Below are 14,380 nucleotides of genomic sequence, written 5' to 3'. Positions count from 1 at the left end.
CACTTGCACAGATTTTTGTTTTTGCTAAACTGCACACCGTTCCGATACGAAACGTACGAAACACTAAGAAACGCCGGCATAGCTCAGTTGGTAGAGCAACTGACTTGTAATCAGTAGGTCCACAGTTCGAATCCGTGTGCCGGCACCATCTTAGAAGTTTGAGAGTGAGTAAAAAGAACAACACTGAAGTAAGTGTAAAATGGTGAGGTTCCCGAGCGGTCAAAGGGGGCGGACTGTAACTCCGCTACGAAAGTTTCGAAGGTTCGAATCCTTCCCTCACCACCAATTTTAAGACTTCAATAAGTGGTTTGTACCAACATCGTGCGGGAGTAGCTCAGTTGGTAGAGCGGCAGCCTTCCAAGCTGCATGTCGCGAGTTCGACCCTCGTCTCCCGCTCCATATATATTGAAGTACTTATATTTGCTCTTATAGCTCAGTGGTAGAGCACTCCCTTGGTAAGGGAGAGGTCTCGAGTTCAAATCTCGATAAGAGCTCCAGATTACAGTTTAGCAACATTGTTGCACAAGATTCCAAAAAGCAGGCTATTTAGTCTGCTTTTCAAGTATTGGGTGTTTATTTTTTAGGCGATATGTCGGAGCTGGGTGTTACTCAGAATTGTTTTCGACGTAAACGAGGAAGAAGAGCATGGCTAAGGCTAAGTTTGAACGTAATAAGCCACACGTTAACGTGGGTACAATTGGTCACGTCGACCATGGTAAAACAACTTTAACAGCTGCAATTGCAACTGTATGTGCAAAAACTTTTGGTGGCGAAGCGAAAGACTACGCTGCAATTGACTCTGCACCTGAAGAGAAAGCACGTGGTATTACAATTAATACTTCACACGTAGAATACGATTCAACTATTCGTCACTACGCTCACGTAGACTGCCCGGGCCACGCCGATTATGTTAAAAACATGATTACTGGTGCTGCTCAGATGGACGGCGCGATCCTTGTATGTGCTGCGACTGATGGTCCAATGCCACAAACTCGTGAACACATCCTTCTTTCTCGTCAGGTAGGTGTACCTTACATCGTTGTATTCTTAAACAAATGCGACCTTGTAGACGACGAAGAGCTTCTTGAATTAGTGGAAATGGAAGTTCGTGAACTTCTTTCTACTTATGACTTCCCTGGTGATGACACTCCAGTTATCCGTGGTTCTGCTCTTGCAGCTCTTAACGGTGACCAAGGTCAATACGGCGAACCAGCTGTTGTTGCTCTTGTTGAAGCGCTTGACTCTTACATTCCAGAGCCAGAACGTGCTATCGATCTTCCATTCCTTATGCCAATCGAAGACGTATTCTCAATCTCAGGTCGTGGTACAGTAGTAACTGGCCGTGTTGAGACTGGTATCGTTAAAGTAGGCGAAGAAGTTGAAATCGTTGGTATCAAAGATACAGTTAAAACAACTGTAACTGGCGTAGAAATGTTCCGTAAACTTCTTGACGAAGGTCGTGCGGGCGAGAACTGTGGTGTTCTTCTACGTGGTACTAAACGTGAAGACGTTCAACGTGGTCAAGTACTTGCTAAACCAGGTGCAATCAAACCGCATACTAAATTTGACGCAGAAGTATACGTACTTTCTAAAGAAGAAGGTGGTCGTCATACTCCATTCCTTAACGGTTACCGTCCACAGTTCTACTTCCGTACAACTGACGTAACTGGTGCGATTGCACTTAAAGAAGGTGTTGAAATGGTAATGCCTGGTGACAACGTTGAGATGTCAGTAGAGCTTATCCACCCGATCGCAATGGACCCAGGTCTACGCTTCGCAATCCGTGAAGGCGGTCGTACAGTTGGTGCTGGTGTAGTTGCTAAAGTTACTGCATAATACACATTGTTAAATACAGATCGAGAGTTACGACTCTCGATTTGCTCTGCAGGTCAGTAGTTCAATTGGTAGAGCGTCGGTCTCCAAAACCGAATGTTGGGGGTTCGAGTCCCTCCTGGCCTGCCAATTTTTTTAAAAAAGAAGCTTGATGCTGGCTCAACTGGTCATATAATAAGTCGCGAATTCTACGACGAGTACAAAAATGTCGAATGATAAATCGCGTGACGCATTAAGCGACGCGCCAATTCCTCAAAGAAATAATTCTGCTGAAGTTGTTAATTCTGGTTCCCCTCTGGACTTTGTTCTGTGGGTTATCGCATTGATTTTACTCGGCGGTTCAATGATGGTGAATCAATATTTGCCAGCATACTGGGCACCAGCGAATGATGTCTGGGTTCGTGTTGGGGTGATTTTGGCTTGTATCATCGTGGCTTTAGGTTTATTATACGCCACCCATCAAGGCAAAGGCTTTGTTCGATTGTTGAAAGATGCTCGTATTGAGCTACGTCGAGTGAGCTGGCCAACAAAGCAAGAGACTGTGACCACATCTTGGCAGGTACTTGCTGTAGTCTTAGTGGCATCCATTTTATTATGGTGTTTTGACTACGCTTTGAGCTGGTTAATGAAGTTTATTATCGGGTAAGAGAGCTATGAAACGTTGGTACATTATTCATGCCTATTCAGGCTATGAAAAACAAGTGTTACGCTCACTTAATGATCGAATCCAGCGTAGCGCTGTAGCCGATAGCTTTGGTGAAGTCCTTGTCCCTACTGAAGAAGTGGTGGAAATGAAGGATGGTAAGAAACGTAAGTCAGAGCGTAAGTTCTTTCCAGGCTATGTGTTAGTCGAAATGGAAATGAACGATGAAACTTGGCACATTGTTAAAGAATGTCCAAAAGTTTTAGGTTTCATTGGTGGTACGGCTGAAAAACCGGCACCGATTACGCAAAAAGAAGCTGATGCGATTCTTGCTCGTGTACGTAATACTGGTGAAGCACCTCGTCCTAAGACAATGTTTGAGCCAGGTGAAGAATTACTCGTTATTGATGGTCCATTCACCGACTTTAAAGGCGTGGTGGAAGAAGTTCAATACGAAAAATCTCGTCTTACTTTGACGATTAATGTATTTAATCGACCGACTCAAGTAGAACTCGAATTTCGACAAGTCGAAAAAGCGAACTAATTTTAGTTGGTTGATAAACGCCCGATTTTTTATAAGTCGGGCATTGTTGTTGTAACGGTTGTCGTTACTTGAAATCATTGGGGAGCCTTCATCGGCGCTTGTACCCAGAGGTAATTGAAAATGGCTAAGAAGATTGACGGCTATATCAAGCTGCAAGTTCCAGCTGGTAAAGCAAATCCATCTCCACCGATTGGTCCTGCACTAGGTCAACGTGGTGTAAACATCATGGCATTCTGTAAAGAATTCAATGCTGCTACGCAAAAAGTTGAAGCTGGTCTTCCAATTCCTGTAGTGATCACTGTGTACAACGACAAGTCGTTCACATTCATCATGAAAACTCCACCTGCTGCGATTCTTCTTAAGAAAGCTGCTGGTATCCAAAAGGGTTCAGCTGTACCTAACAAAACTAAAGTTGGTAAGTTGACTCGTGCTCAATTAGAAGAAATTGCGACTACTAAAGAACCAGATCTTACTGGTGCTGATTTAGACGCACGTGTACGTACCATCGCTGGTTCTGCGCGTTCTATGGGCTTGGAAGTGGAGCTATAAGACATGGCTAAATTAACTAAACGTCAAAAAGCCATTGCTGCTGCTGTTGAAGCAAACAAAGTTTACACTTTGGAAGAAGCAGTGCAAGTTCTTAACACTATCCCTGCTGTTAAATTCAAAGAATCTTTGGATGTTTCAGTAAACCTAGGTGTTGACCCTCGTAAATCTGACCAAGTTGTTCGTGGCGCGACTACACTTCCTGCAGGTACTGGTAAAACTGTACGTGTTGCTGTGTTTGCTCAAGGCGCGGCTGCTGAAGCTGCTAAAGCTGAAGGCGCAGACGTTGTTGGTTTTGATGATCTTGCTGAAAGCATCCAAGCGGGTAACCTTGACTTTGACGTAGTAATTGCTGCACCAGACGCTATGCGTGTTGTGGGTAAATTAGGTACGATTCTTGGTCCACGTGGCTTAATGCCAAACCCTAAAGTGGGTACAGTAACTCCTGATGTAGCTGGCGCTGTGAAAAACGCGAAAGCTGGTCAAGCACGTTACCGTGTAGACAAAGCGGGTATCATCCACGCTGCGATCGGTCAAGTAGGTTTCACTGCTGAAGCTGTTCGTCAAAACGTTGAAGCACTTGTTGCTGACCTTAAGAAAGCAAAACCTGCTACTTCTAAAGGTATCTACATTCAAAAGATCACTTTGAGCTCAACTATGGGTCCTGGTCTTACTATTGACGTAGCTAACGTTTCTAAATAAGTTTCGACTTATTACAGAATTTTAAAGCCCTGAGTAATATTTGAAGCACTGCTTCAAATATTACGCAAGAAGAAACCGGTTTCGGACTACTTGCAAACTTAGGCAAACTTTGAATTGATAAATTTTTCGTTTATCAGCGTCAAAGACCGCAGGTGAGGGGAGTTTTATGCTCTTTTCTTAATCGTCCAGCCTGCGTAGACGCGGTGGTGTGATTTGTTCATCCTCCGCGTGTAAGTTCAGTAATGAATTTACGAATTGGGAGTGCACTTGTTTGAGTGCATAAATCACCGTTAGGAGGTTTTACAATGGCTCTTCTTATCGAAGGCAAAAAACAGATCGTAGCTGAAGTAACTGAAGTTGCTTCTACTGCATTTGCTGCTGTTGTTGCTGACTATCAAGGTTTAACTGTAGAGCAATTAACTACTCTACGTGTTGAAGCTCGTAAACTGGGTGTTGCTACTCGCGTAGTTCGTAACACTTTGGCTAAACGCGCTCTTCAAGATACTCAATTCAATATCTTGAACGACAACCTTGTTGGCCCAACAATTTTAGCTTTCTCAACTTCTGAAGACGACATGGGCGCTGCTGCTCGTTTGTTCGAAGAATTTGCTAAAACTAATAAAGCATTTGAACTTAAAGCTGCTGCATTTGACGGTAAAGTTTATCAAGGTGCTGAAGTTAGCGTTATCGCGAACCTTCCAAACCAAGAGAAAGCTCTTACTATGCTTGCAAACGTACTTCAAGCTCCTATTTCGAAATTGGGTCGCCTTATTACTGCGCTCAAAGAGAAAAACGAGTCAGAAGCTGCATAAGCTCAAACTTAAACACACATCATTCAATACCCATTTGGAGTTAATCTCATGGCTTTAACAAACGAAGAAATCTTAAACGCAGTAGCTGAAAAAACTGTTCTTGAACTTGTTGAACTTATTTCTGCTTTCGAAGAAAAATTCAACGTATCTGCTGCTGCTGTAGCTGTTGCTGCTGCTCCTGGCGCTGCTGCTGCTGCTGAAGAACAATCAGAATTCAACGTTGAGTTGACTTCTTTCGGTGCTAACAAAGTTGCTGTAATTAAAGCAGTTCGTGAAGCTACTGGTCTTGGTCTTAAAGAAGCTAAAGATCTTGTTGAAAGCGCTCCTTCAGTTCTTAAAGAAGGCGTTTCTAAAGAAGAAGGCGAAGAGCTTAAGAAAAAACTTGAAGAAGCTGGTGCTACAGTTACACTTAAGTAATCTTAAGGGGAGTCGATTTTTTTATAATCGACTCCACAAATTGGCTGGTGCCCCTTGGGTCATCAGCCTTTTTGCGTTACAATAATCGGCTCGATTTTTGTTTGCATGATATAAAAATCATACAAATTAGAAATAATTTATAAAAACAAACGCTTACCAATATTTTTCAGTAAAAAAATATTGTTAAGCGTTTTAATACCACTAAAAATTGCAGCATTTGTGAAAGTGGTGGCCATATCGGCCTGCGTAATTCCTTCTAAGTCCGTTCTGCAGGCGGCCTTAGTTTACTTTCCGAGGACTCCAGATGGCATACTCATATACCGAAAAGAAACGGATCCGTAAGAATTTTGGTAAATTGCCCAAGGTAATGGATGTTCCGTACTTGCTCGCGATTCAAGTGGACTCGTACAGAACCTTCCTTCAAGACGGCAAAACTCCAAAAAACCGCGAAGATATCGGTCTCCAAGCCGCATTTCGTTCAGTTTTTCCTATTGAAAGTTATTCTGGCAATGCTGCTTTAGAATTTGTTGAGTATAGTCTTGGTAAGCCTGAGTTTGATGTACGCGAATGTATCCTTCGTGGCTCAACTTATGCTGCACCAATGCGTGTAAAAATTCGTCTGATCATTAAAGATCGCGAAACGAAGACAATTAAAGACGTGCGTGAGCAAGAAGTCTACATGGGTGAAATGCCACTCATGACAGACAACGGTACTTTTGTTGTTAACGGTACTGAGCGTGTAATCGTATCTCAATTACACCGTTCACCAGGTGTGTTCTTTGACCACGATAAAGGCAAAACACACTCTAGCGGTAAAGTTCTTTATTCTGCTCGTATCATTCCTTACCGTGGTTCATGGTTAGACTTCGAATTTGATGCGAAAGATCTTGTATACGTTCGTATTGACCGTCGTCGTAAATTATTAGCGACTGTAGTGCTTCGTGCGTTGGGTTATAACAACGAACAAATCTTAGACATGTTCTATGAAAAAGTTCCTGTTTACCTGGACATGGGTAGCTATCAAATTGATCTTGTGCCTGAACGCCTGCGTGGTGAAATGGCTCAATTTGATATCGTTGGTACAGATGGCAAAACAATTGTTGAACAAGGCAAACGTATTAATGCGCGTCATGTTCGTCAAATGGAAGCAGCTGGTCTGGAAAAACTTTTAGTACCTGATGAATATTTGTATGAACGTATTATTGCTGAAGACGTTGCATTACGTGACGGCGAAGTAATTGCTGCAAATACAGTACTAAGCCATGAAATTATGGTGAAATTGGCTGAAGGTGGCGTTAAACAATTTAACGTACTTTATACCAATGACATCGACCGTGGTCCGTTCATTGCTGACTCATTACGTGCTGATACAACAACTGGTCGCGAAGAAGCGCTAGTTGAAATCTATAAAGTAATGCGCCCAGGTGAGCCACCAACAAAAGAAGCTGCTGAAAACTTATTCAACAACTTGTTCTTCTCTTCTGAACGTTATGACTTATCACCAGTAGGTCGTATGAAGTTCAACCGTCGTTTGGGTCGTCCTTACGAAGTAGGTACAGATCAGAAGTCTCGTGAAGTTGAAGGCATTCTTTCTAACGAAGACATCACTGATGTATTAAAAACATTGGTTGAAATCCGTAACGGTAAAGGTGAAGTCGACGATATCGACCACTTAGGTAACCGTCGTGTTCGTTCTGTTGGTGAAATGACAGAAAACCAATTCCGTGTAGGTCTTGTTCGTGTAGAACGCGCTGTTAAAGAACGTCTATCACAAGCTGAAACTGATAACTTGTCTCCGCAAGATTTAATCAATGCGAAGCCAGTAGCTGCTGCAATCAAAGAATTCTTTGGTTCAAGCCAGTTATCTCAGTTCATGGACCAAAACAACCCGTTGTCTGAAATCACACACAAACGTCGTGTATCGGCGCTTGGTCCAGGTGGTTTAACACGTGAACGTGCGGGCTTCGAAGTACGTGACGTACATCAAACTCACTACGGTCGTGTTTGTCCAATTGAGACTCCTGAAGGTCCAAACATTGGTTTGATCAACTCATTGTCTGTTTATGCGAAATGTAACAACTTCGGCTTCTTAGAAACGCCGTATCGTAAAGTTGTTGAAGGTCGTGTAACTGATGATGTTGAATATCTTTCTGCGATTGAAGAAGTAGGTACTGTGATTGCACAGGCCGATTCTGGTGTAGATAAAGACGGTCATTTGACTGAAGAGTTCGTATCTGTACGTCACCAAGGTGACTTCGTACGTATGCCTCCTGAAAAAGTAACGCATATGGATGTATCTGCTCAGCAGGTTGTATCTGTAGCGGCGTCACTGATTCCGTTCCTTGAACACGATGACGCGAACCGTGCATTGATGGGTTCAAACATGCAACGTCAGGCTGTGCCTACTTTACGTGCTGATAAACCGCTCGTTGGTACAGGTATGGAAGCAAACGTAGCGCATGACTCTGGTGTGTGTGTACTTGCGAAACGTGGTGGTCGTATTGAGTTTGTTGATGCATCTCGTGTGGTTATTCGTGTAAACGAAGAAGAGATGATCGCGGGTGAAGCAGGCGTAGATATCTACAACCTGATCAAATACACACGTTCGAACCAAAATACATGTATTAACCAAAACGTTGTTGTACGTTTAGGCGACAAAGTTGCACGTGGTGACGTTCTTGCTGATGGTCCATCGACAGATGGCGGTGAATTGGCATTAGGTCAAAACATGCGTGTAGCGTTCATGACTTGGAACGGTTACAACTACGAAGACTCGATCTTATTATCTGAGCGTGTTCTTCAAGAAGACCGTTTAACGTCAATCCACATCCAAGAATTATCATGTGTAGCACGTGATACTAAATTGGGTGCTGAAGAAATTACTGCCGATATTCCAAACGTGGGTGAAGCAGCACTTTCTAAACTTGACGAATCAGGTATCGTTTACATTGGTGCTGAAGTTACTGCGGGCGACATCCTTGTAGGTAAAGTAACGCCTAAAGGTGAAACGCAATTAACACCTGAAGAAAAATTGCTTCGTGCAATCTTCGGTGAAAAAGCTGCTGACGTAAAAGACTCATCTTTACGTGTTTCTTCAAGCGTTAAAGGTACAGTTATTGACGTACAAGTGTTTACACGTGACGGTCTAGAAAAAGACGAACGTGCTCAAGCAATTGAGAAAGCACAGCTTGATGCGTACCGTAAAGACTTGAAAGAAGAATACAAAATCTTCGAAGAAGCAGCACGTGAACGTATCGTTCGCTTGTTGAAAGGCCAAGAATCGAATGGCGGCGGCACGACTAAACGTGGCGATAAACTGTCTGAAGATTTATTGTCTAGCTTAGAGCTTGTTGAACTTCTTGAAATTCAACCAGTAGATGAAGCAGTTGCTGAACGTCTAACTCAAATCCAAGTTTTCTTAAAAGAGAAGAGCATTGAGATTGACGAGAAATTTGCAGAGAAAAAACGCAAACTTTCTACAGGTGATGAGCTTACAACTGGCGTGTTGAAAGTTGTTAAAGTTTACCTTGCTGTAAAACGTCGCATCCAACCGGGTGATAAGATGGCAGGTCGTCATGGTAACAAGGGTGTTGTATCTAACATCTTACCAGTAGAAGACATGCCGCATGATGCAAACGGTGTACCTGTTGATATCGTGTTGAACCCACTGGGTGTACCATCACGTATGAACGTGGGTCAGATTCTTGAAACTCACTTGGGTATGGCTGCAAAAGGTCTTGGCGATCAAATCGACAAGATGATGAAAGAGCAACGTACGATTCTTGAGCTTCGTGCATTCTTAGACAAGATTTACAACAAAGTTGGTGGCGAGCAAGAAGATCTTGATAGCTTAACTGATGAAGAAATCTTGGTACTTTCAGGCAATCTACGTAAAGGTGTTCCTTTAGCGACGCCTGTATTTGATGGTGCTGAAGAATCACAAATTAAAGAGTTGCTTGAACTTGCGAACATTTCACGTACTGGTCAAACAGTATTGTATGATGGACGTACAGGTGAACGTTTTGACCGTCCAGTAACTGTAGGTTACATGTACATGTTGAAACTGAACCACTTGGTTGACGACAAGATGCATGCGCGTTCTACTGGTTCTTACTCTCTAGTTACACAACAACCATTGGGCGGTAAAGCTCAATTCGGTGGTCAGCGTTTCGGTGAGATGGAAGTATGGGCACTTGAAGCTTACGGTGCTGCATATACACTTCAAGAAATGTTAACTGTGAAATCGGATGACGTTGAAGGTCGTACTCGTATCTACAAGAACATTGTAGATGGTAACCATTATATGGATCCGGGTATGCCTGAATCGTTCAACGTATTGACCAAAGAGATCCGTTCTTTAGGTATCAACATTGAACTGAAAAATGGTGACTAAGTAACCATTCAATCCCCCCAACCCCCTTTATAAGGGGGGGATTTACTCCTCTTATTTTAAGGGGAGTTTCCCGCTTAAATCAGGCGGGATTGAGGGGGATTACTCAGTTAAAAAACAATATTTGTGACCCAGTTGTGAAGTGAAAATCTCCACAACACACGGAGAAAAAAATTGAAAGACTTGCTCGATATCATGCGCAAAAAGACGGATTCAGACGGTCATGCTCCTGTAGAGTTTGATCGCATCCGTATTGGTCTTGCGTCACCAGAAATGATTAAGTCATGGTCTCACGGTGAAGTGAAGAAGCCAGAAACCATCAACTACCGTACCTTCAAACCAGAACGTGATGGTTTATTCTGTGCCAAAATCTTTGGTCCAGTAAAAGATTACGAATGCTTGTGTGGTAAATACAAGCGTATGAAATACAAAGGCGTCATTTGTGAAAAATGTGGCGTTGAAGTAACAACTGCAAAAGTACGTCGTGAGCGTATGGGTCATATTGACCTTGCTTCTCCAGTTGCACATATTTGGTTCTTAAAATCACTTCCTAGCCGTATTGGTCTATTATTAGACATGACGCTACGTGATATCGAACGCGTATTGTATTTCGAATCTTATGTTGTTACTGATCCTGGTATGACTCCGCTTGAGAAATACCAACTTCTAAACGATGAAGAATACTTCACAGCATTAGAAGAACACGGTGACGAATTCAGCGCGAAAATGGGTGCAGAAGCTGTTCAAGACTTGTTGAAAGACATCGATCTTGAAGCAGAAATTTCACGTCTTCGTGAAGAAATTCCAAATACAACTTCAGAAACGAAGCTGAAAAAAGCATCGAAACGTCTGAAATTGATGGAAGCGTTTAAAGATTCGAACAATAAGCCTGAATGGATGGTGTTGACTGTACTGCCAGTACTTCCACCAGATCTTCGTCCTTTAGTTCCTCTAGAAGGTGGTCGTTTCGCGACTTCTGACTTGAATGATCTTTACCGTCGTGTAATTAACCGTAATAACCGTTTGAAACGTCTTCTTGACCTTGCGGCTCCAGATATCATCGTACGTAACGAAAAACGTATGTTGCAAGAATCTGTGGATGCATTGCTGGATAACGGTCGTCGTGGTCGTGCAATCACTGGTTCGAACAAACGTCCTCTTAAATCTTTGGCAGACATGATCAAAGGTAAACAAGGTCGTTTCCGTCAAAACTTACTTGGTAAGCGTGTTGACTATTCAGGTCGTTCGGTAATTACTGTAGGTCCTACTTTACGTTTACACCAATGTGGTCTTCCGAAGAAAATGGCACTTGAATTATTCAAGCCATTCATTTTCGCGAAACTACAAGCATCTGGCCAAGCAACAACCATTAAAGCTGCGAAGAAAATGGTTGAGCGCGAAACACCAGAAGTTTGGGACGTTCTTGCTCACGTAATTCGTCAACATCCAGTAATGTTGAACCGTGCGCCAACACTTCACCGTTTGGGTCTTCAAGCATTTGAACCGACTCTAATTGAAGGTAAAGCGATTCGTCTTCACCCGTTAGTTTGTGCGGCATTTAACGCCGACTTCGACGGTGACCAAATGGCGGTACACGTACCATTAACACTTGAAGCTCAGTTAGAAGCTCGTGCGTTAATGATGTCAACTAACAACATCTTGTCTCCTGCGAACGGTGAGCCAATCATCGTACCTTCTCAGGACGTTGTCTTAGGTCTTTATTACATCACACGTGATGCAATTAATGCCAAAGGTGAAGGCATGGTGTTCGCGGATACTGACGAAGTAAACCGTGCACTTGCAACAGGTCAAGTTGATTTACACGCTCGTGTTAAAGCGCGTGTACACCAAACTGTAATCGACGAAAATGGTAACCGTGAACAACAAACGATTGTTGTTGATACAACACCAGGTCGTTGTTTACTTTGGGAAGTTGTGCCTGAAGGCATGGATTTCCAACAAATTAACGTTGAGATGACTAAAAAGAACATCTCTAAATTGATCAACTCTTGCTACCGTAAATTGGGTCTAAAAGATACGGTTATCTTTGCTGACCAATTGATGTACTTGGGCTTCCGTCAAGCGACTCACTCAGGTGTGTCTGTTGGTATGGAAGACATGTTGATTCCGCCACAAAAACAAGCAATTATCGAAAAAGCTGAAGTTGAAGTTCGTGAAATCGAACAACAATTTGAGCAAGGTTTCGTAACTGCCGGCGAACGTTATAACAAAGTTGTCGATATTTGGGCACGTACAAACGACCAAGTAGCGAAAGCAATGATGGACAACTTGTCATTCACAACTGTTAAAAACAAACAGGGTGAAGACGAGAAACAAAAATCATTCAACTCGATTTATATGATGTCTGACTCAGGTGCCCGTGGTTCGGCAGCTCAGATTCGTCAGTTAGCGGGTATGCGTGGTTTGATGGCTAAGCCAGATGGCTCGATCATTGAAACACCAATTAAAGCAAACTTCCGTGAAGGTTTGACAGTACTTCAGTACTTCATTTCAACACACGGTGCGCGTAAAGGTTTGGCCGATACAGCACTTAAAACTGCGAACTCTGGTTACTTGACTCGTCGTCTTGTAGACGTAGCACAAGACTTAGTAATTACTGAGCCAGATTGTGGTACTTACGACGGTCTAGTAATGACACCGTTCATTCAAGGTGGCGATGTAATTGAAAACCTTGGTACTCGTGTATTGGGTCGTGTAGTTGCTGAAGATGTGAAAAAAGCGGGTACAGAAGAAGTTCTTCTTGCACGTAACACATTGATCGATGAAAAACTTGCTGCATTTATTGAAAATGCAGGTGTCGACGAAATTAAAGTACGTTCAGTTGTAAACTGTGCGTCTACATTCGGTGTATGTGCGAAGTGTTATGGTCGTGACCTAGCACGTGGTCACCAAGTGAACCCAGGTGAATCTGTAGGTGTAATGGCTGCTCAATCAATTGGTGAGCCAGGTACTCAGTTAACCATGCGTACGTTCCACGTTGGTGGTGCTGCGAGCCGAACTTCTGCTGCAAACAGCGTACAAGTTCGTAACAAAGGTACAGTACGTTTCCACAATGTGAAAACAGTACAACACGCTAAAGGTCACTTGGTATCAACTTCACGTTCAGGTGAAATCGGTATTGCGGATGATTTAGGTCGTGAACGCGAACGTTACAAACTTCCATACGGTGCTTCAATCATCATTAAAGATGGCGAAGCTGTGGAAGCTGGCGGTATCGTAGCGACTTGGGATCCGCATACACATCCACTTGTTACAGAAGTTGCAGGTAAAGTACGTTTCAGCCAAATCGCTGATGGCGTAACTGTTACATCGAAAACTGATGATGCAACAGGTATGACGACTATTGAAGTACTTCCAGTAACTTCACGTCCAGCATCTGGTAAAGATATGCGTCCAGCTGTTGTATTGGATACAACGGATGGCGGCGAACAGTTCTACTTCTTGCCACAAAATACGATTCTGACTGTTCGCGACGGCGAAACAATTGGTGTCGGTGACGTTATTGGTCGTGTACCACAAGAATCTTCACGTACACGTGATATTACCGGTGGTCTACCGCGTGTAGCTGACTTGTTCGAAGCACGTAAACCGAAAGAACATGCGATCCTTGCTGAAATTTCAGGTATCGTGAGCTTCGGTAAAGAAACCAAAGGTAAGAACCGTCTTGTGATTACTCCGGATGATGGCTCTGAGATTTACGAAGAGTTAATTCCGAAATGGCGTACCATTAACGTGTTCGAAGGCGAGCATGTGAACCGTGGTGAAACCATTTCTGATGGTCCGCAAAACCCACATGACATATTACGTTTGAAAGGCGAAGTTGCACTTACAAACTACATCGTGAACGAAGTTCAGGACGTATACCGTCTGCAAGGTGTAAAAATCAACGACAAGCACATTGAAGTTATCGTACGTCAAATGTTGCGTAAAGTTGAAATCACTGACGGTGGTGATACAAGCTTCATCAAAGGCGAACAAGTGGAATACATCCGCGTTGTTCAAGAAAACCAAGCAGTGGCAGCTCAGAACAAGTTCCCAGCGAAGTTTGAACGTCAATTGATGGGTATTACCAAAGCGTCACTTTCTACTGACTCGTTCATTTCTGCTGCATCGTTCCAGGAAACAACTCGTGTGTTAACTGAAGCGGCTGTAACAGGTAAAGAAGATGAATTACGCGGTCTGAAAGAAAACGTAGTTGTAGGTCGTCTGATCCCAGCGGGTACAGGTTTGGCTTACCACTTAGAGCGTCGTCGTCAAGAATCTGAAGCTGCAGAGCTTGAACTTCACAATGATTTCTCTGATGTAGATCAAGCTTTAAGCCAAGCATTTAGCGATGAATTTAACGGTCTTTAATTAGCCTTTAAACCATTCAAAAAAGAGCCACCTTCGGGTGGCTTTTTTTATGCTGATTATTTGAAAATTAAAGCTTTCCTAATATCGTTTAATTTCCTATAGTAAAAAAGTACATAACA

General features: G+C 43.0%; 9 protein-coding genes and 5 tRNA genes. All 14 read left to right on the top strand.

Features of this window, described 5'->3' with window-relative positions; translation table 11 throughout:
• Positions 1–72: 72 nt before the first annotated feature.
• The 14 genes from A9J31_RS00350 to rpoC all read left to right on the top strand — a co-directional run bounded on the left by A9J31_RS00350 (position 73) and on the right by rpoC (position 14,261).
• Positions 73–148: transfer RNA gene (locus A9J31_RS00350), tRNA-Thr, on the top strand.
• 53 nt (positions 149–201) lie between these two features.
• A tRNA-Tyr gene (locus A9J31_RS00345) sits at positions 202–285 on the top strand.
• Between the two features lie 38 nt (positions 286–323).
• Positions 324–399 (top strand) — tRNA-Gly (locus A9J31_RS00340).
• 23 nt (positions 400–422) lie between these two features.
• A tRNA-Thr gene (locus A9J31_RS00335) sits at positions 423–497 on the top strand.
• Between the two features lie 148 nt (positions 498–645).
• A complete protein-coding gene (tuf, locus tag A9J31_RS00330; protein WP_067761367.1) occupies positions 646–1,836 on the top strand; it encodes an elongation factor Tu in 1,191 nt (396 codons plus the stop codon).
• Positions 1,837–1,886: 50 nt separating this feature from the next.
• A tRNA-Trp gene (locus A9J31_RS00325) sits at positions 1,887–1,962 on the top strand.
• A 76-nt stretch (positions 1,963–2,038) separates the two neighbouring features.
• Positions 2,039–2,479 (top strand): preprotein translocase subunit SecE, encoded by a 441-nt coding sequence (gene secE, locus A9J31_RS00320; RefSeq protein ID WP_067761364.1) that lies wholly within the window; start codon positions 2,039–2,041, stop codon positions 2,477–2,479.
• 7 nt (positions 2,480–2,486) lie between these two features.
• A complete protein-coding gene (gene nusG, locus A9J31_RS00315) occupies positions 2,487–3,020 on the top strand; it encodes a transcription termination/antitermination protein NusG (protein ID WP_067761361.1) in 534 nt (177 codons plus the stop codon).
• Positions 3,021–3,140: 120 nt separating this feature from the next.
• On the top strand, positions 3,141–3,569 hold the full coding sequence (gene rplK, locus A9J31_RS00310) for a 50S ribosomal protein L11 (protein ID WP_004868049.1): 429 nt from the start codon (positions 3,141–3,143) through the stop codon (positions 3,567–3,569).
• A 3-nt stretch (positions 3,570–3,572) separates the two neighbouring features.
• Complete coding sequence (rplA, locus tag A9J31_RS00305; RefSeq protein WP_067761358.1) at positions 3,573–4,268, top strand: 50S ribosomal protein L1; 696 nt, start codon at positions 3,573–3,575, stop codon at positions 4,266–4,268.
• A gap of 305 nt (positions 4,269–4,573) precedes the next feature.
• Entirely contained in the window at positions 4,574–5,080 is a 507-nt protein-coding gene (rplJ, locus tag A9J31_RS00300) for a 50S ribosomal protein L10 (protein ID WP_067761356.1), read from the top strand.
• Positions 5,081–5,128: 48 nt separating this feature from the next.
• A complete protein-coding gene (rplL, locus tag A9J31_RS00295; RefSeq protein WP_067761353.1) occupies positions 5,129–5,497 on the top strand; it encodes a 50S ribosomal protein L7/L12 in 369 nt (122 codons plus the stop codon).
• Between the two features lie 304 nt (positions 5,498–5,801).
• On the top strand, positions 5,802–9,890 hold the full coding sequence (rpoB, locus tag A9J31_RS00290; protein ID WP_067761350.1) for a DNA-directed RNA polymerase subunit beta: 4,089 nt from the start codon (positions 5,802–5,804) through the stop codon (positions 9,888–9,890).
• A gap of 171 nt (positions 9,891–10,061) precedes the next feature.
• Positions 10,062–14,261, top strand: coding sequence for a DNA-directed RNA polymerase subunit beta' (gene rpoC, locus A9J31_RS00285; protein ID WP_067761347.1), 4,200 nt, complete (start codon positions 10,062–10,064; stop codon positions 14,259–14,261).
• Positions 14,262–14,380 lie beyond the last annotated feature (119 nt).

Source organism: Acinetobacter gandensis, from assembly GCF_001678755.1.
In the GTDB taxonomy this organism is placed as follows: Bacteria; Pseudomonadota; Gammaproteobacteria; order Pseudomonadales; family Moraxellaceae; genus Acinetobacter; species Acinetobacter gandensis.
This window is presented reverse-complemented; position numbering and strand designations above follow the sequence as displayed.